Origin of the sequence: Thioclava marina (assembly GCF_002020135.1) — a bacterium.
In the GTDB taxonomy this organism is placed as follows: domain Bacteria; phylum Pseudomonadota; class Alphaproteobacteria; order Rhodobacterales; family Rhodobacteraceae; genus Thioclava; species Thioclava marina.
This window is the reverse complement of sequence record NZ_MPZS01000001.1, coordinates 1,198,338-1,223,979: the sequence shown is the minus strand read 5'-3', so window position 1 is coordinate 1,223,979 and position 25,642 is coordinate 1,198,338. Positions and strand designations below refer to the sequence as shown.

Below are 25,642 nucleotides of genomic sequence, written 5' to 3'. Positions count from 1 at the left end.
CCCCCGGGCTTTCTCGCTATACTGCGCAAAAATCCTCCCTGGGCGGCAGTATGACGGCGAAAACCCCGAGACCTCAACCCTTCAACGTCTTCTGCATCGCACAATCGGGTCGTCTGGAATACGAGGCTATTCTGTTCGTGCTGAGTTTCCGCGCGGCCAATCCCGATTTCGCCGGCAGGCTTCTGGTGGCCGAACCGCAACCCGGGCCGCGCTGGTCCGAGGAAGTGCGAATCTCGGGGCCGGTGCGCGCGATTCTGGAAGGGGCAGGGGCCGAAATCGTGCCTTTCGAAAGCAAGGTCTTCGGCCAGTCCTATCCCTATGGCAACAAGATCGAAGCTCTTGCGGCGCTGCCTGCGGGCGAGCCTTTCGTCTTCTTCGATACCGATACGGTCTTCACCGGTCCGCTCTCGGATGTGGGTTTCGATTTCACGAAGCCCTCCGCCTCGATGCGCCGCACGGGGACCTGGCCCGAGCCGCCGCTTTACGGGCCCGGCTATACTGCGATCTGGAAATCGCTTTACGACAAGTTCGGCCTCGACGGATTCGAGGAGACGCTCGATCTGAGCCAACCCGACGAGTATTGGCGGCGCTACATGTATTTCAACGCGGGCTGGTTCTTCGGGGCGGATCCGGCAGAGTTCGGCGCGCGCTTCCTGAATTATGCCCGGGCTATTCGCGACGAGACGCCTGACGAGCTCGCGTGTCAGTCGCTCGATCCCTGGCTCGATCAGGTGGCGCTGCCGCTGGTGATCCATTCCTTCGGAGGCGGAAGGCCGGGGCCCGAGCTCGACGGGGTCGACGGGGCGGTGAGCTGCCATTACCGTGCGCTGCCGCTGCTCTATGCGCGCGAAAGCGATGCGGCAATCGAGATGGTCGAGACGGTCGTGGCGCCAAACCCGATCAAGAAGGTGCTCAAGCTCTACGAGCCTGCGAAGAAGCTGATCTATCAGGGCAAGGGCCGCAAACTGCGCGAGATCATCGCGAGCGAGGGAATGCCGCGCACCGAGAAGATGCTGCGCAACCGGATCAAGCGCGCGAAGCTCTGGCTGCGCTAAGGGTCGGCGTCAGGCGCCGCCCGGGCCCTTGCGCACCGCGCCCCTGAGATCGGCCATGTGCATCGCGCCGATCGCGATCGCAGTGCCGAAATAGACCGCCATCCCGAACAGCACGAGCCCCAGCAGCGCCAATGCGCGCAGTCCCGGCACGGTGAAGAGGCCCGGAGCGGCCCAGGTCACGACCCAGATCGCCGCGCCCATCACCAGAGCCGAAACCACGATGCGCGGCAGGCGGCGGTGGAAGCGGTGATCGAAATGCGCAGCCTCTCCCATCGAACGCGAGCCGAGCCAGAGCTGCCCGACCATGGCCCAAGCGGCGAAAGTGGTGCCGCAGGCGGCGGCGAGATAACCGATGAAGGGTGAAAGGCCGATCGCCAGCACCGCGTTCACCACCATCGCGACCAGCGCGTAATTGAACGGTGTGCGAGTATTCTCGCGAGCGAAATAGAGCGGTTGCAGCACCTTTTGCAGCACGAAGGCGGGCAGCCCCAGCCCGTAGATCGCGGTGGCCCAGGCGGTGGCGATGGTGTCGTCATGGGTGAACTGCCCGCGCTCGAAGAGGACCGAGACGATGGGCTGCGCCGCGACCAGAAGCGCCACGGCGGGGCCAACCGTCAGCAGCAGCGCGAATTCGCCCGCGCGCGAGAAGGAGTAACGGCTGCCCGCCACGTCACGCGCCCGCAACCGGCGCGACAGGTCCGGTAGCAGCACCACGCCGATCGCGATGCCCACCACGCCCAAGGGCAGTTGATAAAGCCGGTCGGCATAGTTGAGCCAGGCAATCGCGCCGTCGAAATGCGAGGCGACCTGACGGCCCACCAGCAGGTTGATCTGAACCACGCCACCGGCCAGCATCGCCGGGATCGCGATGCGGATCAGGCGTTTCATATCGGGGCTCAGGCGCGGTCGGGCCGGGATGATCCTGAAGCCAGTACGCCATGCCGCGACCCAGACCAGCGCCAATTGCGCCACCCCCGCGAGCGGCACCGACCAGGCCAGCGCATCGCCCACCGGCAGACCGAAATGATCCGCCAGAAGCATCGCAATGACGAAGGTCACGTTCAGCAGCACAGGCGCGGCGGCTGCGGCGGCGAAGTGGCCGGCGGCATTCAGCACGCCCGAGAGCAGAGCGCCAAGCGAGATGAAAAGGATATAGGGAAAGGCGATGCGCCCATAGGTCGTCGCGATCTCGAAACGCTCATCGGAGGCAAAGCCCGAAGCCATCGCCAGCACCAGCCACGGCATCGCGGCCGAGGCGATCAGCGTGAGAACGATCAGCACCGAGGCCAGCCCGCCCATCGCCTCGCGGGCGAACCCTTGCGCATCCTCGCCCCCTTCGAGCTTCTTCGAGAAGATCGGGATGAAGGCGGTGTTGAACGCCCCCTCGGCGAAGAAACGGCGGAAGAGGTTGGGGAGCGAGAACGCCACGAGGAACGCCTCGGCCACCGGGCCTGCGCCGAGGAAAGCCGCGATCATCATGTCTCGGGCGAAGCCGAGCACGCGGCTCGCCATCGTCCAGCCGCCCACCGTCATGAAGCCGCGCACCAGCCGGATCGGTTTCATGTCAGTTGCCCGCTCGTTTCGCGCCCGACGCGATGGCATCGCGCAGACGGTTTTCCAAAGCCCCCTGACGCGATTTGGAATGCAGCTTCAGCCCGAACATGTCCTTGACGTAGAAGCTGTCGACCACCTGCGCCCCGTAGGTTGCGATCACCGCCGAGGAGATCGAGATATTGTTCGAGGCCAGCGCCCGCGTCAGGTCATAAAGCAGGCCGGGGCGGTCGCGTGTATCGACCTCGATGATCGTGTAGATATCCGAGCCCTCATTGTCGAAGGTGATATGGGTCGGGAATTTGAACTCCCGCTCGCGCTTCTTGATCTTGTCGCGATCCTTGAGCGCATCGCGCGCGACCACTTCGCCCTTCAGCGTCTTCTCGATCATGCCGCGCAGGCGGGACAGCTTTGAGGCTTCGTAAGGGTGGCCCTCGGCGTCCTGAATCCAGAACACCGCCGTCGCGTAACCGTCCTTCGACGTGTAGGTGCGCGCATCGACCACGTTCGCACCGACCAGCGCCAGAGCGCCCGCGAGCCGCGAGAAGATGCCGGGGTGGTCGGCGAGTGCGAAACTCGCCCGCGTCGCGTCGTGATCGTCGTCGGGGTGCAGATCGATGCGGATCTCATTGTCGCCAAGCCCGCGCAGCAATCGTGCGAAAATCTCGTGATTGGCGGTGTTGAGCGACTGCCAATAGGGATCGTAATGACGCCCAAGCTCGGTGCGGATCTCGCGCGCGTCCCAGTCGCCGAGCGTCTCGAGCACTTCGCGCAGCGCGCGCTTGGCTTCGTCGGTGCGCTGCTCGCGATTGATCGCTTCGAGCCCGTGTTCGAGCGCAAGCGATGTCTCGGCGTGGAGTTTGCGCAGCAGTGTCGCTTTCCAGTTGTTCCACACGTTCGGGCCGACCCCTCGAATGTCGCAGACGGTCAGCACGGTCAGCAGGTCGAGCCGCTTGCGCGACTTCACCTGTCGCGCGAAATCGCGGATCGTGCGCGGGTCGCTCAGATCGCGTTTCTGCGCCACATCCGACATCAACAGGTGATGGCGCACCAGCCATTCGACTGTTTCGCACTCCTCTTGATTGAGCCCGAGACGCGGCGCCACCTTGCGCGAGATCCTGGCTCCCAGGATCGAATGATCCTCGGGCCGCCCCTTGCCGATATCGTGCAGCAACAGCGCCACATAGAGCACCTTGCGATTGATCCCCTCCTCGAGGATGTGCGAGCTCAGAGGCAGGTCTTCGATCAGTTCGCGCCGCTCGATCTGGGCCAGTGTCGAGACGACCTGGATCGTGTGCTCGTCCACCGTGTAGCTGTGATACATGTTGAACTGCATCATCGCGACGATCGGCTCGAATTCGGGAATGAAGGCGGCGAGAACGCCCAGCTCGTTCATCCGCCGCAGCGCGCGTTCGGGATTGCCGTGCTTCAGCAGCAGGTCGAGGAAAATCCGTTGCGCCTCGCGATTGTTGCGCATCTCGTCGTCGATCAGATCGAGATTGGCCGAGACCAGCCGCATCGCATCCGGGTGGATCAGCATCCCCGTACGCAGCCCTTCCTCGAAGAGCCGCAGCAGGTTGACGGGATCGCCGAGAAAAGCCTGTTCGTCGGCGACGTTGATACGCCCGTTCTGCTCGGAATAGGGCGCCTTGAGCTTGCGCCGCCTGCGGAAGATGCGCTGCAGCACCGGCGCGCTCTTCACATGCTGCGCTTCGAGCTTGGTGAGGAAGATCCGGGTCACATCCCCAACGGCGGTCGCGTGACGGAAATAATCCTGCATGAAGACCTCGACTGCGCGACGGCCCGCGAGATCGCGATAGCCCATCCGCTCGGCCACCTCGACCTGCATGTCGAATGTCAGCTGATCGGCGGCGCGCCGCGCGATCAGGTGCAGGTGGCAACGCACCGCCCAGAGGTAATCCTCGGCATCGTGGAACGTCTCGTATTCCTCGGGTGAGAAGGCGCCGATCTCCATCAGCTCGCGCGCCCGACCGACATGGTGGATATATTTGCCGATCCAGTAGAGCGTCTGCAGGTCGCGCAGGCCGCCCTTGCCTTCCTTGACGTTGGGTTCGAGCACATAGCGCTGCCCGCCCTGACGCCGGTGGCGGGCCGAGCGTTCGGCCAGTTTCGCCTCGATGAACTCGGCCTCGCTGCCCTCGAAAAGATCGTGCCGCAACCGCTGCGAAAGCGCTTCGGCCAGTTTCTCGTCGCCACCCACGCAGCGGTGTTCGAGAAGCGCGGTGCGGATCGTGATGTCCTCGCGCCCGAGCCGGATGCAATCGTCGAGCGTGCGCGAGGAGTGGCCGACCTTCAGCTTCAGATCCCACAGGATGTAGAGCATGGATTCGACCACGCTCTCGGCCCAAGGGGTGATCTTGTAGGGGGTCAGAAACAACAGATCGACATCGGAATGGGGGGCCATCTCGGCGCGGCCATAACCGCCCACCGCCAGCACTGCGAAGCGCTCGGCCTCGGTCGGCGTGCCGAGCCGGTGCAGCCGGGTCGTGGCGATGCGCAGCACCGATCGCACGATGCCGTCGGTCATCTGCGCGTAGGCTTCGACGGTCGCCCGCGCAGCGCGCGGGTGGGTTCGGAAATCCGCCTCGATCCAGTCATTGGCGCGGGCGCGCTCCTCGGCGAGGAAGGAGACGGTGGCGGCGCGGATCTCGCGCGGTTCGCTCAGATCCCCGATCGCGGCATCAAGCGCTTCGAAGAGATGGTCGCCATTCAGAAGAAGGGGCGCCCCGGACTGGTCCGGGGCGAGGTCGGTCTTGGTGCTCACTTCTCGGTCTCGTCCCCTCTCGGGCCCTCTGATGTCATGGAAGGGCGCGGGTCAGTACCCGGCTCCGCCGAAGCTGCGCGGCGCGGGGTCGATCACCACGGCCTGGCCGTTCTGGACCTGCGCGATGGCAAGCCCGCGTTCGTTGGTGCCGTCGGGCAGGAGGCGGAAGACGCCGTTGACCCCGACGAATCCCGAGCGCTGGGTCAGCGCCTGTTTGGTCAGCGCGTTCGGATTGCCCGATTTCACGAGCGCGCCGATCGCGGCGATGCCGTCATAACCCAGCCCCGCGATCGCGAGCGGCGCCGAGCCATAGGCCGCCTGGTAGCGCGCCGCGAATTGTGCCTGAAGACCCGGATCGGGTTTGGCGAACCAGCCGCCTTGCACGCCCGGCAGCGCGAGCGTCGCCGGCGGGATGTCCCAGCGGGTGAGGCCGAGGTATTGCGTGCTCTGTGGGTTCACGCCCTGTTCGGACATGAGCTGAGTGAGCAAGGGCAACGCACCTGCGGTATCTGCCGTCATGAAGACCGCATCGATATCGCCGGCTTTCACGCGGCCTGCAATCTGCGGCATCGCATCGACCAGCCCTTGCTGGGAGAACGGGTAGGAGGCAACGCCCGCGAGCGCGCCGCCTCGGCGCGAGATCGCGGTCTGGATCGCCTGTGCGCCGATCTCGCCTGCGGTGGTCTGCTCATGCACGACCATGATCCGGCGCTTGCCCTGGCGCACCGCGTAGGACACGAGCCGGTTGGCCGTGTTTTCGAACGTCGGGCCAAGCACGAAGACATTGCCGCCAGCCACGCTGGTGACGTTCGAGAAGGCGAGCACGTTGACATTGCGCGAGGCGACCGCGAGGCCCGCAGCGTTGGCCGATTCCGCATAGACCGGCCCGAGAATGATCTTCGCGCCCTCGTCGACCGCCTTGCTCGCCATCGCCGCCGCCTGCGCGGGGCTGCCGGCGGTGTTGTAGACCTGGAGGTCGATCTTCACGCCCTGCAGATCGGCGATCGCCATGTTCGCGGCGTTGCGCAGCTGGGCGGCGAGGGTTTCGTCTCCGGCATTGCCCGAACCCGCAGGCACCAGTAACGCGACCTTCACAGGCGCGCTCGTGTCGATGCGCTGGCCGGTATTCCCCATACCTCCGGGCTGACAGGCGGCAAGCCAGAAGAGCGCGAAAACCGCGACGATTCGGGCAGCGAGGGCACGGGGGTTACGGAGAAGATCAAACATGCTACGTCCTTTATGGGCGTTCGGGAAAACTGGTGCGCGAAGCGCTATGGCGCGCGGCCGAGCCTACGCATAACCCGGCGCGAAGTAAACGATCCACGCAGCGGATGAGAGGGCCCATGCAGGAGCCAGACGAAACCGGCGAAACCATGCCGAGCGCAGAGGCGCAAGCGCGCAGCAAGGGTGGGCTTGCCGCCGGGCTCTACTTTATCGCGACGCCGATCGGGGCCGCGCGCGACATCACCCTGCGCGCGCTCGACCTGCTGCGCACCGCGGATGTTCTGGCGGCCGAGGATACCCGCAGCTTGCGTCACCTCATGGAGATCCATGGCGTCCCGCTCGCCGGTCGCCCGCTACTGGCCTATCACGACCACAATGGGGCCGCGATGCGCCCGAAAATTCTCCGCGCGATCGAGGATGGGCGCAGCGTCGTCTATGCTTCGGAGGCTGGTACTCCGCTGGTGGCCGATCCCGGCTATCAGCTCGCCCGCGCGGTGATCGAGGCGGGATTTGCGCTGCACAGCGCTCCGGGGCCTTCGGCGGTGCTGACTGCACTGACCCTGTCGGGCCTGCCAAGCGATCGTTTCCTGTTCGCCGGATTCGCCCCCAATACCCGCGGTGCACGGCTCAACTGGTTGTCGGAGTTCAAGACTGTCCCGGCGACACTCGTCTTTTATGAAAGTCCCAAACGCATTCGCGAAATGTTAAGGGACTGCGTGCAAACCTTCGGAGAAGAACGGCAAGCGGCGCTGTGTCGTGAACTGACCAAACGCTTCGAAGAGGTCCGCCGGGGTAGCCTGAGCGAGATCTCCGAGAGCCTCGAAGAAACCCCCGTGAAAGGGGAAATCGTGCTCGTGATCGACCGCGCCCATGCGGTGGAGATCGGGGCGGAGGAACTCGAGGAACGGCTGCGGGAGGTCATGGCACAGGCAAGTCTGCGTGATGCCGTGGATGAGGTCGTGGCCCAGACCGGGCTGCCGCGGCGAAAGGTGTATCAGGCCGCGCTGGCATTGGAGAAGGAAAAATGAGCGGAGCTTTGTCCTATTATTCCGGGCTTGCTGCCGAAGAGCAGGTCGCGCGTCTCTATGAGCGCGATGGGCGCGAAGTGGCGGCACATCGTTGGCGCGGTCGTTTCGGCGGAGAGATCGACCTGATCGCGCGCGACGGTGATATGCTGATCTTCATCGAGGTGAAGAAATCGCGCAGCCATGCCCGGGCCGCCGAACGTCTCAGTCCGCGCCAGATGCGGCGGATCTGCATCTCGGTCGAAGAGTATCTGATGCGCCATCCCGTGCCGGCCAATACCAACCGCAAGGTCCGCTTCGACCTCGCGCTGGTCGATGAGGTCGGGAAAATCCGGGTTTTGGAGAATGCCTATCTCGGAATGTGAGTTGAGATTGCATTGGCGCGCGCCACATTGCATCAAGGCTGCAATGAAAGGGGGCGCGAATGGGTTTGAAAGTCGCAATTCAGATGGACCCGATCGAAGCAATCGATATCGGGGCCGACAGTACCTTTCGCATCGCCGAAGAGGCGCAGGCGCGGGGCCATGAGCTGTTCTACTATACGCCTGACCGGCTGATCTATCGCGAGGGGCGGATCCTTGCGCGGGGATGGCCGCTGACGGTGCGGCGCGAGCGGGGCAATCATTTCACGCTTGGCGAGGAAACCGAAGTCGACCTCGCGGATTGGGATGTCGTCTGGCTGCGCCAGGATCCGCCGTTCGACATGGGGTATATCACGACGACGCATCTGCTCGAGCGGATCCATCCGCAGACGCTTGTCGTCAACGATCCGTTCTGGGTGCGCAATTCGCCTGAAAAGCTTCTGGTGCTGAATTTCCCCGATCTCACGCCGCCGACGCTGATTGCGCGGGATCTGTCGGTGATTCGCGATTTCAAGGCCAAGCATGGCGACATCATCCTCAAGCCGCTTTATGGCAATGGTGGCGCAGGCGTCTTCCGGCTCGATCCGAACGATCGCAACCTGTCCTCGCTGCACGAGCTCTTCATGGGGATCAATCGCGAGCCGCTGATTGCGCAGAAGTTCCTGCCCGCGGTTTCGAAAGGCGACAAGCGGATCATCCTCGTCGATGGCGAAGCGGTCGGCGCGATCAACCGCGTGCCCGCCGAGGGCGAGACGCGCTCGAACATGCATGTCGGGGGGCGGCCCGAGAAGGTCGAACTGACAGCGCGAGATCGGGAGATTTGCGCCGCGATTGGGCCGGTCCTGCGCGAGAAAGGGCAGATCTTCGTTGGCATCGACGTGATCGGCGACTGGCTTACCGAGATCAACGTGACCTCGCCCACGGGCATTCAGGAACTTGAGCGGTTCGACGGCGTGAATATCGCTGCGCGGATCTGGGAGGCCATCGAGGCAAAGCGGGGCTGAAATGTCTATCCGGCTCAGATTCCTGAACGCCTGGCTGCGGATCGCGGCCAAGCCGATGGTGCGACGGTTCCGCGAACCGGTTGCAACGCGGCGCGAGATGGAGCGGATGGCGAGCTGGGTGGTGCGCGAACCCGAAGGCCTGTGCCTGTTGCGGACAACGCTCGGCGGGCGGCCGGCCTTGTCGTTGCGCGTGGGCCAGACCTCGATCGGCAAGGTGATCTTCTATTTCCACGGCGGCGGCTATATCGCGGGTTCGCCCTGGATGTATCGCGGTGTCGCCGCGCGACTGGCGCAGCTGAGCGGGATCGAAGTTCTGGCGGTCGACTACAGGCTCGCGCCCGAGGCACCGTTTCCGGCGGCGATTGCGGATGCTCAGGCGGCCTTCGATGGGCTTATTGCTGCGGGCTATGAGCCCGCGCAGATCGTTCTTGCGGGTGATAGCGCCGGTGGCGGGTTGGCGTTTTCGCTTCTGGGACGGCTTTGCCGGCAGGGGCGGGCGCCCGCGGGCGTGATCGCCTTCTCGCCCTGGACCGACCTGACCTGTTCGGGGGGCAGCCTGCGCACGAATGCCCGCAAGGATGCGCTGTTGCCGGTGGAGCGGATCGGGGACACGGTGGATCTGGCGCTGCAAGGCCATCCCGCGAGCGATCCCGAAGTCTCTCCGCTCTTTGCCGCGTTCCCCGATGCGCCGCCGGTCCTGATCCAGCATTCGATGACCGAGATCCTGGCTGACGACGCGTTGCGCATGGCCGACCGGTTGCGCGAATTCGGCGCGAGTGTGACGGTGCAAAGCTGGCCTGACGCCCCGCATGTCTGGCAGTTCTTCGACGGGCGCGTGCCCGAGGCGCGGGCGGCGCTCGAAGATGCGGCGAAGGCTGCGCGCGCGATGCTCAACCTGCCTGCACGGTGATCCGGTAGCTCAGCGCCTCTGCGATATGGGGCTGGCGCACCGCGTCTTCGGCATCGAGATCGGCAATCGTGCGCGCGACCCGCAAAACCCGGTGATAGCCCCGCGCCGAGAGGCCGACCCGTTCGGCCATGCGCGACAGCAGCGCGCGGCCCTCCGCATCGGGCGTCGCGATTTCCTCGAGCAGCGCGCCTTCCGCCTCGGCATTGACCCGCACCGTCGGAGCTTTGGCAAATCGCCGGGACTGGAGCGCGCGCGCTTGGGCCACGCGGGCCGCGACCGCGCCCGAGTTTTCTCCGGTCGCGGGAAGATCGAGATCCGCGTAACGGACAGGCGGTACTTCGAGCCGCAGATCGAACCGGTCCATCAGGGGCCCGGAGATCCGTGCAAGGTAATCCTCGCCGCAAGAGGGGGCGCGCGAGCAGGCGCGCCCGGCATCGCCGAGATAGCCGCATTTGCATGGGTTCGCTGCCGCGACGAGCAGGAAGCGGCAGGGGTAGCGCATATGCGCATTGGCGCGCGAGACGACGACTTCCCCGGTTTCGATCGGCTGCCGAAGGGTTTCGAGCACGGCCCGGGGGAATTCGGGAAATTCGTCCATGAACAGCACGCCATTATGGGCAAGGCTCACTTCGCCGGGCCGCGCGCCGCGCCCGCCGCCGATCATCGCGGCCATCGAGGCGGTGTGATGGGGCTCGCGGAACGGGCGCGCGCGCGAAATCCCGCCCTCGTTGATCAGTCCCGAGAGCGAATGGATCATCGAGGTTTCCAGCATCTCCTCGGGGCTCATTTCCGGCAGGATCGAGGGCAGGCGCGCGGCGAGCATGGATTTGCCCGAGCCGGGCGCACCGATCATCATCAGGTGGTGGCGGCCTGCGGCTGCGATCTCCAGCGCGCGCTTGGCCCGTTCCTGCCCCTTCACGTCGCGCAGGTCGCGCGGGTGCGGATCGGGCGAGATGAGGCCGGGGCGGGCTGGGTCGAGCGGCGCGCGCCCTGTCAGATGGTCGATCGCGGCGGAAAGTGTTGCGGGCGCGAACACCTCGGTCGCGCCGACCCAGGCGGCTTCGGCGCCGGAGGCTTTCGGACAGATCAGGCTCCGCTCGCTGGTTGCGGCGGCCATTGCCGCGGGCAGCGCGCCGGCGACTGCCAGCAACCTGCCGTCGAGGGATAGCTCTCCGAGTGCGACAAGGGCTTCGAGCTTGTCGCGCGGTACGAGCCCGATCGCTCCCAGCAGTGCCAGCGCGATGGGCAGGTCGAAATGCGAACCTTCCTTTGGCAGATCGGCCGGCGAGAGATTGACCGTGATCCGCTGCATCGGAAGCGCCACGCCGAGCGCACCAAGCGCTGCACGCACCCGCTCACGCGCTTCCTGCACAGCCTTGTCCGGCAGCCCCACGACCGCGAAAGCCGGAAGCCCGTCGGAAAGTGCGCATTGCACCTCGACCAGCCGGGCCTCCACCCCTTCGAACGCGACCGTGTAGCTCTGGCTGACCATTTCCTCTCCGGGTGCTCGTCCCAGTGCTAGGGGAGCATGGTTTAGGAAAGGTTAACGTTCGATAGACGCGCTTAGAGGGCTGAGAAGGCGCCGACTCAGGCGCTCGATCCTCGATGCCGTCATCCGGCCGGGAGGCTCCAATTCGTTGATTTTGCGCGTGATTGCACAACCAATTTCGCATTCTTGCGCAGGTTCGTATGGCGCAGCGTTACAGCCGGTCAAGTATTCGTGAGCAGGCTTACGATATGTGGCGCTCAAGATCATACGGTAAGCATGGCTTATGAATTTGAAATCCCATTGTTTTTTACAAAATTCACGCGTCAAGGGCAGCCTGCGCACAAAGTTACAGCTCAAAATCAACATTTCCGTGAGGAACCTTTTCATGAGAAGCGGATTGTAAGAGCAATGCAGCCACTCGCATTAGGCTGCGTCCAAATGGGCGGGAGACCCAGGGAGATTGGTAAATGGCACTTGATGGTATGACCGATGAAACCCTTCCGCGCGAAGCCATGCGCGCGGAGTTCCTCGATGCCGAAACCGAAGCGGAACTTGCACGCGCCTGGCGCGATCGACGTGACGAACAGGCGCTCCACCGGCTCGTCACTGCCTATATGCGCCTCGCGATCTCCATGGCCTCCAAATTCCGCCGCTACGGCGCCCCGATGAACGACCTGATCCAGGAAGCCTCGCTGGGCCTGATGAAGGCCGCCGACAAGTTCGACCCAGAGCGCGGCGTTCGCTTTTCGACCTATGCGGTCTGGTGGATCAAGGCGTCGATCCAGGAATTCGTGATGCGCAACTGGTCGATGGTGCGCACCGGTTCGACCTCGTCGCAAAAGGCCCTGTTCTTCAACATGCGCCGGGTGCAGGCGCAGCTCTCGCGCGAAGCCGCGCAAGAGGGTCAGCAACTCGATGCGATGCAGCTGCGTCAGCGCGTCGCCGAAGTGATCGGCGTGCCGATCGCGGATGTCGAGATGATGGAAGGCCGCCTTTCGGGCTCCGATTTTTCGCTCAACGCCACCCAGTCGAGCGATGAAGAGGGCCGCGAATGGGTCGACACGCTTGAGGATGACGGTGCGAGCCCCGAAGAGGCCGTGGCCGAGACCCATGACGGCGAGACGATGCGCGTCTGGCTTGGCGAAGCGATGCAGACGCTGACCGACCGCGAACGTTATATCGTGACCGAGCGCCGCCTGATCGAAGATCCGCGCACGCTCGAAAGCCTCGGCGAAGAGCTGGGCCTGTCGAAGGAGCGCATCCGGCAGCTCGAGGCGCAGGCCTTCGGCAAGATGCGCAAATCGCTTGAAACGCATCAGGGCGAGGTGCAAAGCTTCTTCGTATGAAGCGGCTTTTCTTCGGTCTTATCACCTTCGCTCTCGCCTCTCCGGTTCTCGCCGAGGAGGTCACGCCCGAGGCGCTTGACGCGATCTCGGGCGATGTCGTTGTGCTGGGCGAAATCCACGACAACCCGCAGCATCACCTCAATCAGGCCCGCGCGATCCGGGCGTTGAAACCCAGGGCCGTGGTCTTCGAACAGCTCACGCCGGGGCAGGCGGCCAAGATCACGCCCGCGCTTCTGAAGGACGAGAAGGCATTGGGGATGACGCTGGGCTGGGAGCAGGCGGGCTGGCCCGATTTCGCGATATACTATCCGATTTTCGAGGCGCTGGGCGATGCGAAGATCTACGGCGCTGCCCAGCCGCGCGACGTGGTGCGCGCCGCGATGACCGAGCCGCTGCCAGAGATCTTTGGCGCCGATGCTGCCGCCTACGGGCTCGACCAGCCTTATCCCGAAGATCTTCAGAAGACGCTTGAGGACGAAGCTCAGGTCGATCACTGCAATGCGCTGCCGCCCGCGATGCTGCCCGGAATGGTTGCGGCGCAGCGCTTCCGCGATGCCGCCTTTGCGCGCACCGCGCTTCAGGCGCTCAAGGAAACCGGCGGCCCGGTCGCGGTCATCACCGGCTCGGGCCATGCCAAGACCGACCTCGCCGTGCCTGCCCTGATCCGCGAGGCCGACCCCGCGGCGAAGGTGCTCGCTCTGGGGCAGGTCGAGGCCGAGCCGGGCAAGGAGACCGGCGCGTTGCCCTACGATCTGTGGATCGTCACCCCGCCCACGCCGCGCGAGGACCCCTGCGCCGCCTTCAAGTGAACCTTGCGCCGCTGCGCCCCGGCGCTTATCCCTTTGGGGAGTTTATGCGGAGGGGCAAATGCTTGCGGGCAAACGCATCCTGTTGATCATCGGCGGCGGCATCGCGGCCTTCAAGGCGCCCGAGCTGATCCGGCTCCTGCGGGGCGCGGGTGCGGCCGTCAGCCCGGTGCTGACCAAGGCCGGGGCCGAATTCGTGACGCCGTTGACGGTGTCCTCACTCGCGGGCGAAGCGGTGCATTCCGATCTCTTCGATCTGACCCACGAGGCCGAGATCGGCCATATCCAGCTTTCGCGCGCGGCCGATATGGTCGTCGTGGTCGCGGCCACCGCGGATCTGATGGCGAAGATGGCGAACGGGCTGGCCAATGATCTGGCCTCGACGCTGCTCCTTGCGACCGACAAGCGCGTGCTGATCGCGCCGGCGATGAATGTGCGCATGTGGGAGCATCCCGCGACGCAGCGCAATATCGCTACCTTGAGGGCCGATGGCGTGCTTTTCGCGGGTCCGACCGAGGGCGATATGGCGTGCGGTGAGTTCGGTGAGGGCCGGATGGTCGAACCCGCGCAGATCCTGGCCGCGATAGAGGACGCGCTTGCCGACGGGCCGCTGAAAGGCCGCCATATCCTCGTGACCTCCGGCCCAACCCATGAGCCGATCGACCCGGTGCGCTACATCGCGAACCGTTCCTCGGGGGCGCAGGGCACGGCGCTGGCGGCGGCGCTGCGTGATCTGGGCGCGCAGGTGAGTTTCGTCACCGGCCCGGCCACTGTTTCGCCGCCCGATGGCGTGAAGGTGATCAAGGTCGAGACCGCCAGCGAGATGCTCGAAGCCGTACAAGCCGCGCTGCCCGCCGATGCCGCGATCTTCTCGGCGGCCGTGGCCGATTGGCGCGTCGCCAATGCGGCGGAAAAGAAAATGAAGAAGGATGGTACCGGCAACCTGCCCGCGCTCGATTTCGCCGAGAACCCCGATATTCTCGCGACCGTGTCGCAGATGAAAACGGGCCGCCCCGGCCTCGTCGTGGGCTTTGCCGCCGAGACCCATGACGTCACCCGCCACGCCACCGAAAAGCGCGCCCGCAAGGGCTGCGACTGGATCGTTGCCAATGATGTGAGCCCCGGCACGGGGATCATGGGCGGAACCGAGAACGCGGTGACGATCATCGACGCAAAGGGTGCCGAGAGCTGGGAGCGGATGAGCAAAGCGGAGGTCGCCCAGCGGCTCGCTGCGCGCATCGCGCGGGCCTTGAGCGCATCTGGAGAGTAAGGACGCTCCGCGGGGGATATTTGAGCCAATTCGAAGCCACGTGCATCTTTCGAATTGGTCCAAATATCCCCGCCGGAGGCATCCGCAAGTGACACCCGCGCAAGGCGGGGCAGGAGAGCGACAGTGAACACACCCACGATCAAGGTGCTGCGCGAGGACTGGGCCGATCCCGAAATCGCATTGCCGCGCTACGAGACGCACGGGGCGGCGGGCGCAGATATCCGCGCCAATCTTGCCCTTGAGGACCGCGCCTCCGGGATGATGCTTTCCCCGATGCAGCGCGCGATCATCCCGACGGGCTTGCGCGTCGAGATCCCCGAGGGTTTCGAGATGCAGATCCGGCCGCGTTCGGGTCTGGCGCTGAAACATGGCATCAGCCTGCCCAACACCCCCGGCACGATCGACGCCGATTATCGAGGGCCTCTGGGTGTGTTGCTGATCAATCTTGGCACTGAGCCTTACCTGATAGAACATGGCGCACGCATCGCGCAGGCGATCATTACACCGGTCGTGCAGGCGCGCTTCGAAATCATCGAAGAGCTCGGCGAGACGGCGCGCGGCGCGGGCGGGTTCGGCTCGACCGGCAAGGGGTAAGCGATGCTCGGACTGGTCCTGTTGGCGGCGATCGTGGGGTTGGGACTGGTGCTCAAGGCCTCGGCGCGTGCGATTTCCGGCATGCTCGTTCTGGTCTGGGCCGCGTTGGTGATCGCCCATCTGCCGATCCCCGGTTTCGCCCCGATCGGCCGGGTGCTGGGGGGATCGCTCGCGGCCTGGCTCGGGTTTGGCGTTCTGGTCGCTCTCGTTCTCATTTATCGCAAACTCCTGCGTGCCATCCGCGCGCGCGCCGCCGATCCCGAGCCGAAAACGGTGCCCAAGCCCGGCGCGTTCTCGGAGGCAGAGCTTGACCGCTACGCCCGCCATATCATGCTGCGTGAGATCGGCGGGCCGGGGCAGAAGAAGCTCAAACAGGCGAAAGTGCTGGTGATCGGGGCCGGGGGGCTGGGCTCGCCCGCGCTGCTTTACCTCGCCGCCGCCGGGGTGGGACAGATCGGGGTCGTGGATGACGATGTGGTGTCGAACTCCAACCTGCAGCGGCAGGTGATCCATCGCGACGCCGATATCGGGATGCCCAAGGTCTTTTCGGCGCAAAAGGCGATGGCTGCGCTCAACCCGCATATCGAGATACGGCCCTTTAACCGCCGGTTGACGGCGGAGGATGCCGAGGCGCTGATCTCGGAATACGATCTCGTCCTCGACGGCACCGACAATTTCGACACCCGCTATCTGGTGAACGCCGCCTGCGTGGCGACGGGCAAGCCGCTGATCTCCGGCGCGATCACGCAATGGGAAGGGCAGCTCTCGCTCTACGATCCCGCGCGTGGCGCGCCCTGCTATGCCTGCGTCTTCCCGCAAGCGCCCGCGCCGGGGTTGGCACCTTCTTGTGCCGAGGCCGGGGTGGTCGGCGCGCTGCCCGGCGTGGTCGGGGCTATGATGGCCGCAGAGGCGATCAAGGAGATCACCGGCGCGGGCCAGTCCGCGCGCGGGCGGCTGATGATTTATGACGCGCTCTGGGGAGAGAGCCGCCAGATCGGGGTCAAGCGCCGCGCCGATTGCGCGGTATGCGGCCCGGGGCCCGCGGCGGGGGATGGTCATTCCTGAGGGCAGGCCCTAGCTTCTCCGTCAAAGGAGACCCGCCATGACCAACCCGCTTCTTTCCGACTGGACCGGCCCCTACGAATTGCCGCCCTTCGCAAAGATTTCCGACGAGGATTTCGCCCCTGCTTTCGACGCGGCGCTCGCGGAAGCCCGTGAGAATGTCGCTGCCATTGCCGAAACCGCCGCGCCGCCCAGCTTCGCCAATACGATCGAGGCGATGGAACTGGCCGAAGGTGCGCTCGATAAGGTGGCGGGTGTGTTCTACAATCTCGCCGGTGCCGATGCGACGCCCGCGCGGCAGACCCTGATGCGCGATCTGGCGCCGAAGCTCGCGGCGTTTTCCTCGGAAATCACGATGAACAAGGCGCTGTTTGCGCGCATCGACGAGCTCTGGCAGTCGCGCGACAGCCTCGGGTTGAGCGACGAACAGGCACGGCTTCTCGAACAGTATCACCAGATGTTCACCCGCGCCGGCGCGGGGCTGGAGGGGGCGGCGGCCGAGCGGATGAAGGAGATCAAGCAGCGTTTCGCGACGATCACCACGCAGTTCAGCCAGAATCTTCTGGCCGATGAGAGCGAATGGTTCCGCCCTCTGGCCGAGGACGAGCTCGAAGGCCTGCCCGATTTCGTCATCGACACCGCGCGCGCGGCCGGCAAGGAACGCGGGGAGGCAGGCCCGGTGCTCACGCTTTCGCGCTCGCTGATCGTGCCCTTCCTGCAATTCTCGCCCAATCGCGAATTGCGCCGGATCGCCTATGAGGCCTGGACCGCGCGCGGCGCGAATGGGGGCGAGACCGACAACCGCGCCATCGCCGCCGAGATCCTGAAGCTGCGCGAGGAACGCGCCAAGCTGCTGGGGTATGAGAGCTTCGCGGCCTACAAGCTCGAACCCGAGATGGCGAAGACCCCGCAGGCGGTGCGCGATCTGCTGATGCGGGTCTGGGCTCCTGCCAAGGCGGCGGCCGAGGCGGATGCCGCGAAGCTGACCGAGATGATGCGCGAAGACGGGATCAACGGCGATCTGGAGCCCTGGGACTGGCGCTACTACGCCGAGAAACGCCGCGTGGCCGAGCATGATTTCGACGAGGGGCAGATCAAGCCTTACCTGTCGCTCGACGCGATGATCGGCGCGGCGTTCGACACCGCGAACCGCCTCTTCGGGCTGGAGTTCAAGGAAATCGAGGGGCCGTTCTACCACCCGGATGTGCGTGGCTGGGAGGTTTCGCGCAACGGCGACGTGCTGGCCGTGTTCTTGGGCGACTATTTCGCGCGCGGCTCGAAACGTTCGGGCGCTTGGTGTTCGGCGATGCGCTCGCAGCGCAAGCTCGGCGGCGCGCCGGTGCCGATCGTGGTCAATGTGTGCAACTTCGCCAAGGGCGATCCGGCGCTTCTGTCCCATGACGATGCGCGCACGCTGTTCCATGAATTCGGCCACGCGCTGCACCAGATGCTGTCGAACGTGACCTATCAGTTCCTCTCGGGCACCTCCGTTGCGCGCGATTTCGTGGAGCTGCCGAGCCAGCTTTACGAACATTGGCTCGACGTGCCCGCGACGCTCGAAAAGCACGCCCGCCATTACAAGACGGGTGAACCGATGCCGGTGGCGCTGCGCGACAAGCTCAAGGGCGCCGCCACCTTCGATCAGGGCTTCTCGACGGTGGAATATCTGGCCTCGGCGCTGGTCGATCTGGCCTTCCACGAGGGCGCGGCGCCCGAGGATCCGATGGAAAAACAGGCCGAGGTTCTCGCCGGGATCGGGCTGCCGCATGCGATCCGGATGCGCCACGCGACCCCGCATTTCTCACATGTCTTCTCGGGCGACGGCTATTCGGCGGGCTATTACAGCTACATGTGGTCGGAAGTGATGGATGCCGACGCGTTCGAGGCCTTCGAGGAGGCGGGCGATGTGTTCGACGCGGCGACGGCGGCCAAGCTCGAGCGTTTCATCCTCTCGGCCGGCAATTCGCGCCCGCCCGAAGAGCTTTATACCGAGTTCCGTGGCAGAATGCCCGGCGTCGAGCCGCTTCTGAAAGGCCGTGGTCTGCTCGATCCCGCCGCCTGAGCGGGCGGCGCGGGGCAAGAGCCTCCGGCGAGGCTCCTGCGTTCCAACTGCTGGAAATATCCCGGGGGGCGCGAAGCGCGGGGGCGGCGCCCCCTCGACGCTCAGCTGCGATAGACATCCTTGTGGATGATGACATCGGCCTGCGGATAGGCCTCGACGATGGCGCGCTTGAGGGCAGCGCCGATGTCATGGGCCTCCTCCAGCGTCTGATCGCCATCGAGCTCGATATGCAGGTTCACGAAGATCTGCGCGCCGGCTGTGCGGGTCTTGAGGTCGTGAAAGCCACGCACGCCGGGCCAGTCGCGGGCGATCGCGGCGATGCCTTCGATCACGTCATCGGGCGCGGCGCGGTCCATCAGCGCGTTCCAGGCACCAACACCGATCCGCCCCGCGCCCGACAGCATGATCGCCGCCGCGATCAGCGCGACGATACTGTCGACATCGCTCCAGCCGAAATCATGCGACAGCCAGAGCGCGAGGATCGCGCCCAGCGTCGGCAGCAGGTCGCCCACGTAATGCAGCCGGTCGGCGGCCACGACCTTGTTGCCGGTCGAACGCGCGACGCGGCCCTGCCACCAGACCAGCGCTGCCGTGATCAGGGCCGAGGCGATCATCACCGCGATGCCCGCCCCTTGAGCGGCCAGTTCGGGCGGGGTGGGGGACAGCAGGCGCCGGACTGCGGCAATCCCGATCGCCGCGGCCGAGCCCAGCACGATCAGCGCCTGCCCGAGGGCTGCGAGATCCTCGGCCGAGCTATGTCCGAAGGCATGATCGTCATCGGCGGGTTTCGCGGCATAAAGGATCGCCACCAGCCCCGCCGCCGAGATCACCAGATCGACCGCGCTGTCTGCCAGTGACGCGCCGACCGAGAGCGCCCCGGTCTGCCACAGCGCCCAGGCCTTGATCGCGACGAGCAGGCCCGCCGTGCCGACCGAGGCGAGACCCGCCGAGGCGTTCATCCGCTGCTCTTGGTTGGAATAGGCCATCTTGTCTTCGGACTCCTTGCCGCGGCTTTACCTAGCGCGGCTGCCCGGATCAGTCACGCGTCTCGTCGGGGTCCACGCCCCAGAGAGCGGCCTTGCGAAGCCAGCCATCGGCCCCGCCGCCCTCGATCTCGCACCAGTCATGATTGCACGCGCCGAGTCGTGCGATCGCGCCCATCTGGGCCTTGGCGGTAACCTCGGCCTTTTCGTCGGGGCGTGCGTGGAGGTCAACCATATCCTGCGTCACGATCACATGGCGCACGCCCGAAAGCAGGGTGTAATGGATCCAGCCGCCCTGGCCCTCGCTGTCCTCGACGCGACGCCAATGGCCGAATTCCGCGGTCACGCGCAACGGCATGCCTGGATGGGTGAAGACCCAGTCGATGCGATGCGAGAGCGAGGGGCCGCGCCGGGCATTGCCCTTGCCGCCCTTGAGCGAGACATAGCGCGGGAGCGGCAAGTGTGTGACGGGACCGCGCGCGACCGGTGCCGAGAGTTGCACCTCGGGCGTGCTTGGCCCGGGCTGGACCGATTCCGGTTTGGGCTGGGGTTTGGGCTGTGGGGCGGTCGTGTCGGCGACCTCGGAGGTCTGCACGGTCGTCTGTTCGGGCGCGCCTTGCGCCTTTGACGTCGCCTGCGCATTGCCGCCCGAGACGCTCCAGGTCGCCCCGACGAGAATCGCGATCCCGGAAACCGCCGCAAAGATCTTGCTGACCGTCATTGCTTGCCCCATGTCCACGGCCCGATCCCGCGCCCTTCGCGGCTCGTCGGCATTTCGGCGCGCAATAAAATTACGCCTTCATGTCGATTCGGGCCATTTCTGCTCGTTCCGGGCCTTGTGCCTGCCCGCGTTGATGGGCAGTTTGCATGCAAGAGCCCAGCGATGGAAGAGAGGAGAGGCCCGAGATGCCCGCACCGCGCCTGAGTGTTGTCGTGACGCGACGCCTGCCCGAGGTTGTCGAGACCCGGATGAAGGAATTGTTCGACGTCGAACTCAACCACGACGACCGCAAGATGAGCCGCGACGAGCTGGTCGATGCGATGATGCGCGCCGATGTTCTCGTGCCCTGCGTCACCGACAAGATCGATGCGAGCATGATCGCGCAGGCGGGCGACAAGCTGAAGCTGATCGCGAATTACGGCGCGGGGGTCGATCATATCGACGTGACCTCGGCCCGTCAGCGCGGGGTGCTGGTGTCGAACACGCCCGGCGTCGTGACCGATGACACCGCCGATATGACGATTGCGCTGATGCTCGCGGTGACGCGGCGCATCCCCGAGGGGCTTGCCCATATGCAGGCGGGCAACTGGCAGGGCTGGGCGCCCACGGCTTTCCTGGGGCACCGCATCGGCGGCAAGCGGCTAGGTATTTTGGGGATGGGCCGGATCGGTCAGGCGGTGGCGCGTCGCGCCAAGGCGTTCGGCATGCAGATCCACTATCACAATCGCACCAAGGTCCATCCCGATATCGAAGCCGAGCTGGAGGCGACCTATTGGGACAGCCTCGACCAGATGGTGAGCCGGATGGACGTGATCTCGGTGAATTGCCCGCATACGCCCTCGACATTCCATCTTCTGAACGCACGTCGCCTGAAGATGCTCAAGCCCGAGGCGGTGATCGTGAACACGTCGCGCGGCGAGGTGATCGACGAGAACGCGCTGACCCGGGCGCTGCGTGCGGGCGAGTTTGCCGGGGCGGGGCTTGACGTCTTCGAGCACGGCTCCGAGGTCAATCCGCGCCTGCGCGAGCTGCCAAATGTCGTGCTGTTGCCACATATGGGCTCGGCCACGGTCGAGGGGCGTATCGAGATGGGCGAAAAGGTTCTCGTGAACATCAAGACCTATGCCGACGGGCACCGCCCGCCGGATCTCGTCGTGCCCTCGATGGTGTGATGGACAAAAGGCCCCGGGGTTCGCCCGGGGCCTTCGTCTTGGAGGCGGGGTCACCCCCGCTCTCCATCACTCTCTTGAAGCTCAGCCTTCGTATTTCGGCATCTGCTTGAGCTGTTCCTCGGTCAGGTCGGTATGAACCGTAATCGAGTGGTCGTCTTGCAGCACGGTGAGCTGGTTGGCCTCGATTTGGACCGGCTTGGCGCCGATGCCGAGGAAGCCACCCACGTCGATCACCACGCCCTGGATCGAGCCATCGGGACCGGTCACGAGTTCCGAGACATCGCCGACCTTGTCATCGTTCGGGCCGTAGACGCCTTCGCCGCGAAGCACGTCGGGATCGACCGAAGCGATGTCGACTTGCTTGCCGCTCTCAGCCGTGGCCTGACCGGCCTGGCCGACCGCAGCCGCGGTGCTGTCGACGGCATTGTCGATCGCCGAGCCGGTCTTGGCCGCCGCGTCCTTGGTCGCGGCCTCCGCCTTGTCGGCGGCATCGCCCATCGCCTCGCCGGCGTTCTGCGCCGCCTGCTCGGTGTTTTGCGCCGCTTCCTCGGTCATCGCCTTGGTCTTGTCCGCCGCATCCGAGGCCGCTTGTTTGGTCGCATCGGCGGCGTCATCCATAGCCTGACCCGCGGATTCAGCCGAAGCTTCGGCTTCATCGCCAGTCTTGTTCATCGTGGCTTCGGTCTCGCTCGTGTCGGCCCAGCTCGTCTGCATGTTGCCTTCATAGGCGGGCGCCTGGTCGAGCATCGCCTTGTCGCCCTTCATCACGACGAAATAGGCGTTCTCGGTGTCGCCATCGGGGATCAGGCGCAGCGAGCCCATCGAAATCGCGATGGTCTTCTCGCCAATGCCGAGGAAGCCGCCCACATCGACGAGCACCGCGTCGACATTGCCGTTCATGTCGATCACGACATCGCTGACCTCACCGATATCTTCCCAGTTCTGGTCGGCAGCCTTCACCGCCTCGCTCGGGTCCATCGCGGCCTCCGAGACATAGACGCGCTTGCCGATCAGTCCCGAGGCGCTGATCGAATGCGGGATCGCCTTGAAGAACATGTCATTGGTCGTGCCCTGTTCGACATTGACCTGCGCCGAATCGGTGGGCGAGGTCACCTGAACGTCGGTTTTGGTTTCCGCCGCCGCGGGCAGCGCCAGCATGAGGCCGATGGCCGTGGTGGTGATGAGCTTTTTCATTCTCGTCTCCCTTGGTTTTTGCGAGTTCGGGCGGCTCCGGACCCGTCGGGTTGTGCCGCCGTCAGATGGTGACCAAACCCGTGCCGCGGCGCTCAGTTCCTGTCCCGGACAGGCAAAAATTTTTTAATTTTCGGGGAACCATGGCGGGGTTTCGTGAATGCGCGGGGAGATTTGTCTCAGGACAAATCCCGGGCGGCGGAAGCGGCTGAAACTTGCCCAAACCGGTGACTTGCGGCCCGTCGCGTCCGGCGGATCGCCGCGCAGGTTTTCGTCGCGCGAGGCTGTCGCAAGCGCCGCCGCGATCGGTCACGCGCGCTGCGCCCGCGATGCAATGTCGTTTTTGTCGCGCGAATGTCGCCCGGATCGGATTGCCGAGCGCCCCGAACGGGGCAATCTGAGTTCGGAGATCCCCAAGGAGACAGCCCGCGATGAAAACCCATGTCAAAGCTCTGGTCGTTGGCGGCGGTGCCGTCGGATGCGGGGTCGCCTATCACCTGGCCAAGGCGGGCTGGGATACGCTTCTGGTGGAGCGCGACGAGCTGACCTCGGGCTCGACCTGGCACGCGGCCGGTCTGCTGCCCCTCTTCAACATGAGCTACGCGACGACCCACATCCACAAATACTCGGTCGATTTCTACAAGACGCTCGAGGCGGAAACCGGTCTGAACGCGGGCTTCTCGATCTGCGGCAACCTGCGCATGGCGCAGACCCAGGCGCGGATGGACGAATACAAACTCTATTCGAGCGTCGCCGATACGGCGGAGGTCTATCACGAGTTCCTGACGCCTGCGCAGATGAAGGAACGCTGGCCGCTTCTGAACACCGAAGATCTCGTGGGCGCGCTGTTCCACCCGCAGGACGGCTATATCAACCCCGCCGACGTGACGCAGGCGATGGCCAAGGGCGCACGCCAGCACGGCGCCGAGATCGCGCGCAAGCTGCAGGTCAACGCCTATCGCTGGACCGGCTCGGAATGGGTCGTCACGCTCGAGAAGATGGTCGAGAAGGGCGGCAACCTCGTCGGCTCGGGCGAAGAGATCGAAATCCGCGCCGAGCATGTCGTGACCTGCACCGGCAACCACGCGCAGCGCACCGCGCGCCTTTTGGGCATCAAGATCCCGGCAATCCCGGTCGAGCACCAGTTCATCGTGACCGAACCCGATCCCGCGCTGGTGAAATGGCGCGCCGAGGGCAATCCCGAGCACCCGGTGCTGCGTGACGCCGATGCGAAATGGTATGTCCGCGAAGAGCGCGGCGGCTGGATCCTCGGCCCTTACGAGCGCAACGCGCCCGCGCGGTTCTGCTATGACGTGCCCGAGAGCTTCCGCGCCGACCTGTTCCAGCTCGATCTGGAGCGGATCGAGGAAGAATACATGTCGATGATCCATCGTCTGCCGACCTCCGAAACCGTCGGCCTCAAGGATGATTTCAACGGTCCGATCTGCTACACGCCCGACGGCAACCCGCTGGTCGGTCCCGCGCCGGGGCTGCGCAACATGTGGCTGGCCGAGGGTTTCAGCTTCGGCATCACCGCCGCGGGCGGCACGGGCTATTACCTCGCCCAGATGATGGTGCACGGCGAGGCCGAGATCGACATGGCGAGCCTCGATCCCAAGCGTTACGGCTCGTGGATGACGACCGAATATGCCGCGCGCAAGAACGAGGAATGCTACGAGCACGTCTTCATCCTGCACCACCCCGATGAAGAGCGCGAAGCGTGCCGTCCGCTGCGCACCGCGCCGAATTACGACCGCCAGATCGCCGAGGGCGCGCAGATGGGGCAGGTCAACGGTTGGGAACGCCCGAACTATTACGGGCCCAAGGATGCGCCCGCGAGCTTCGATCATGACAGCCGCAGCTTCCGCCGGGGCGGCTGGTGGCAATATGCCGAGGCCGAGGCTCGCGCGATCCGCAAAACCGCCGGTCTGATCGACGCGACCGCCTTCGCCAAGCATCTCGTGCGCGGCCCCGGCGCAACCGCCTTCCTCGACCGGTTCACCTGCAACAAGCTGCCGAAAGTCGGCCGGATCAACCTGACCTACGCGCTGACCGAAGCGGGCACGACGCGCACCGAATACACCATCGTGCGTCTGGCCGAGGACGAATATTACCTGATCTCGGCCGGTGCGTGGGCCGACTATGATGGAGATTTCCTGCGCAAGTCGATCGAGGATTTCCGCGCGGCGGGCGGCGATTACGTCGATTGCCACGACATCACCACGCAATGGGGTGTCTTCGCGCTTGCGGGGCCGAATGCGCGTGCGATCCTGCAGGACGTGGTAAAGGACGCCTATCCGGAAACCGTGCTGTCGAACAAACGCTTCCCGTGGCTGTCGATGCGCAATATCGAGCTGGGCATGTGCCCGGTGCGCGCGGTGCGCGTGGCCTATACGGGCGAGCTTGGCTGGGAATTGCACCACCCCGTCGAGATGTCGCGCTACCTCTGGGAACTGCTGGTCAAGGCGGGCGAGAAGCACGGGCTCAAGCTCGTCGGTGCGCGCGCCCAGAACTGGCTGCGTCAGGAAAAGAGCTACCGCGCCTTCGGCAACGAGCTTGGCCGCGACGCGACCCCGCAAGAGGCCGGTCTCGACCGCTTCATCGATCTCGAGAAGGACTTCACCGGCAAACAGGCGATGCTCGACACCGGCATCCGCTCGAAATGCGTGACGCTGCTGATCGACGGGCCCGAGGACGCGGATCCGTGGGGTAAGGAAGTGATCAAGCTTGATGGCGAGCGGGTCGGTCGTCTGACCTCGGGCGGCTGGTCGGTGACCTTCGGCAAGCAGATCGGCATGGGCTATGTGCGCCCCGATCTGGCGGAACCCGGCACGAAGCTGAGCGTGCGTATCCTCGGAGCCGACTACCCCGCCGAAGTGACCGAAGACAGCCCGCACGATCCCGCGAACATCCGCATCCGCGTCGACGGCTGAGTGGGCAGGGGGCGCTGCCCCCTTTCCCTTGGCCGTTCTCGTCGGTCACAACGTCGTGTCCTCACCGGCAGCTTCCCGCGCGGGCGTGCGCGCCGCA

20 protein-coding genes are annotated in these 25,642 nt (G+C 65.2%); 13 read left to right on the top strand and 7 right to left on the bottom strand.

Features of this window, described 5'->3' with window-relative positions:
* Positions 1–50: 50 nt before the first annotated feature.
* Positions 51–1,055, top strand: coding sequence for a hypothetical protein (locus tag BMG00_RS05870; protein WP_078573642.1), 1,005 nt, complete (start codon positions 51–53; stop codon positions 1,053–1,055).
* Between the two features lie 9 nt (positions 1,056–1,064).
* Here BMG00_RS05870 and murJ read toward each other — a convergent pair whose 3' ends face one another.
* The 3 genes from murJ to BMG00_RS05855 all read right to left on the bottom strand — a co-directional run bounded on the left by murJ (position 1,065) and on the right by BMG00_RS05855 (position 6,618).
* The gene (gene murJ, locus BMG00_RS05865) at positions 1,065–2,618 is read right to left on the bottom strand and encodes a murein biosynthesis integral membrane protein MurJ (protein ID WP_078525357.1); all 1,554 of its coding nucleotides are present in this window, start codon (positions 2,616–2,618) and stop codon (positions 1,065–1,067) included.
* A 1-nt stretch (position 2,619) separates the two neighbouring features.
* Entirely contained in the window at positions 2,620–5,340 is a 2,721-nt protein-coding gene (locus BMG00_RS05860) for a [protein-PII] uridylyltransferase (protein ID WP_245795000.1), read from the bottom strand.
* A 102-nt stretch (positions 5,341–5,442) separates the two neighbouring features.
* Entirely contained in the window at positions 5,443–6,618 is a 1,176-nt protein-coding gene (locus tag BMG00_RS05855; protein WP_078573640.1) for a penicillin-binding protein activator, read from the bottom strand.
* Between the two features lie 146 nt (positions 6,619–6,764).
* Here BMG00_RS05855 and rsmI point away from each other — a divergent pair, with 146 nt between their 5' ends.
* From rsmI to BMG00_RS05835, 4 genes are read left to right on the top strand one after another with little or no spacing between them, the layout of a single operon-like run.
* Complete coding sequence (gene rsmI / locus BMG00_RS05850; RefSeq protein WP_078527156.1) at positions 6,765–7,643, top strand: 16S rRNA (cytidine(1402)-2'-O)-methyltransferase; 879 nt, start codon at positions 6,765–6,767, stop codon at positions 7,641–7,643.
* A complete protein-coding gene (locus BMG00_RS05845) occupies positions 7,640–8,005 on the top strand; it encodes a YraN family protein (RefSeq protein WP_078573639.1) in 366 nt (121 codons plus the stop codon). The genes rsmI and BMG00_RS05845 overlap by 4 nt, the downstream gene beginning before the upstream one ends.
* Before the next feature lie 59 nt (positions 8,006–8,064).
* Positions 8,065–9,006 (top strand): glutathione synthase, encoded by a 942-nt coding sequence (gshB, locus tag BMG00_RS05840; protein ID WP_078525349.1) that lies wholly within the window; start codon positions 8,065–8,067, stop codon positions 9,004–9,006.
* A 1-nt stretch (position 9,007) separates the two neighbouring features.
* On the top strand, positions 9,008–9,916 hold the full coding sequence (locus BMG00_RS05835; protein WP_078573638.1) for an alpha/beta hydrolase: 909 nt from the start codon (positions 9,008–9,010) through the stop codon (positions 9,914–9,916).
* On the opposite strand, the gene BMG00_RS05830 is transcribed toward BMG00_RS05835, so the two are convergent.
* Positions 9,897–11,408, bottom strand: coding sequence for a YifB family Mg chelatase-like AAA ATPase (locus tag BMG00_RS05830; protein WP_078573637.1), 1,512 nt, complete (start codon positions 11,406–11,408; stop codon positions 9,897–9,899). The two genes, BMG00_RS05835 and BMG00_RS05830, sit on opposite strands and share 20 nt — an antisense overlap.
* Before the next feature lie 464 nt (positions 11,409–11,872).
* Between BMG00_RS05830 and BMG00_RS05825 the strand changes: the two genes are divergently transcribed.
* The 6 genes from BMG00_RS05825 to BMG00_RS05800 all read left to right on the top strand — a co-directional run bounded on the left by BMG00_RS05825 (position 11,873) and on the right by BMG00_RS05800 (position 18,545).
* Positions 11,873–12,751 (top strand): RNA polymerase factor sigma-32, encoded by an 879-nt coding sequence (locus BMG00_RS05825; protein ID WP_078525343.1) that lies wholly within the window; start codon positions 11,873–11,875, stop codon positions 12,749–12,751.
* Positions 12,748–13,560 carry a ChaN family lipoprotein gene (locus tag BMG00_RS05820; protein WP_078573636.1) on the top strand — a complete coding sequence of 271 codons (813 nt, stop codon included), beginning with the start codon at positions 12,748–12,750 and terminating at the stop codon, positions 13,558–13,560. Before BMG00_RS05825 ends, BMG00_RS05820 begins: the two co-directional genes overlap by 4 nt.
* A 58-nt stretch (positions 13,561–13,618) precedes the next feature.
* Complete coding sequence (gene coaBC, locus BMG00_RS05815) at positions 13,619–14,827, top strand: bifunctional phosphopantothenoylcysteine decarboxylase/phosphopantothenate--cysteine ligase CoaBC (RefSeq protein WP_078573635.1); 1,209 nt, start codon at positions 13,619–13,621, stop codon at positions 14,825–14,827.
* Between the two features lie 123 nt (positions 14,828–14,950).
* A complete protein-coding gene (dut, locus tag BMG00_RS05810; protein WP_078573634.1) occupies positions 14,951–15,421 on the top strand; it encodes a dUTP diphosphatase in 471 nt (156 codons plus the stop codon).
* Positions 15,422–15,424: 3 nt separating this feature from the next.
* The gene (locus BMG00_RS05805) at positions 15,425–16,486 is read left to right on the top strand and encodes a HesA/MoeB/ThiF family protein (RefSeq protein WP_078573633.1); all 1,062 of its coding nucleotides are present in this window, start codon (positions 15,425–15,427) and stop codon (positions 16,484–16,486) included.
* 37 nt (positions 16,487–16,523) lie between these two features.
* On the top strand, positions 16,524–18,545 hold the full coding sequence (locus tag BMG00_RS05800; protein ID WP_078573632.1) for a M3 family metallopeptidase: 2,022 nt from the start codon (positions 16,524–16,526) through the stop codon (positions 18,543–18,545).
* 101 nt (positions 18,546–18,646) lie between these two features.
* On the opposite strand, the gene BMG00_RS05795 is transcribed toward BMG00_RS05800, so the two are convergent.
* Entirely contained in the window at positions 18,647–19,531 is an 885-nt protein-coding gene (locus BMG00_RS05795; RefSeq protein ID WP_078525331.1) for a cation diffusion facilitator family transporter, read from the bottom strand.
* Between the two features lie 49 nt (positions 19,532–19,580).
* Entirely contained in the window at positions 19,581–20,249 is a 669-nt protein-coding gene (locus BMG00_RS05790) for an SH3 domain-containing protein (protein WP_078525329.1), read from the bottom strand.
* A gap of 185 nt (positions 20,250–20,434) precedes the next feature.
* Between BMG00_RS05790 and BMG00_RS05785 the strand changes: the two genes are divergently transcribed.
* Positions 20,435–21,421, top strand: coding sequence for a 2-hydroxyacid dehydrogenase (locus tag BMG00_RS05785; RefSeq protein WP_078525327.1), 987 nt, complete (start codon positions 20,435–20,437; stop codon positions 21,419–21,421).
* Positions 21,422–21,502: 81 nt separating this feature from the next.
* Here the strand turns inward: BMG00_RS05785 and BMG00_RS05780 are convergent, their stop codons facing one another.
* Positions 21,503–22,615: a PRC-barrel domain-containing protein gene (locus BMG00_RS05780; protein WP_078573631.1), complete on the bottom strand. Its 1,113-nt coding sequence runs from the start codon at positions 22,613–22,615 to the stop codon at positions 21,503–21,505.
* Positions 22,616–23,043: 428 nt separating this feature from the next.
* Here BMG00_RS05780 and BMG00_RS05775 point away from each other — a divergent pair, with 428 nt between their 5' ends.
* The gene (locus BMG00_RS05775; protein WP_078573630.1) at positions 23,044–25,545 is read left to right on the top strand and encodes a GcvT family protein; all 2,502 of its coding nucleotides are present in this window, start codon (positions 23,044–23,046) and stop codon (positions 25,543–25,545) included.
* Positions 25,546–25,642: the final 97 nt, after the last annotated feature.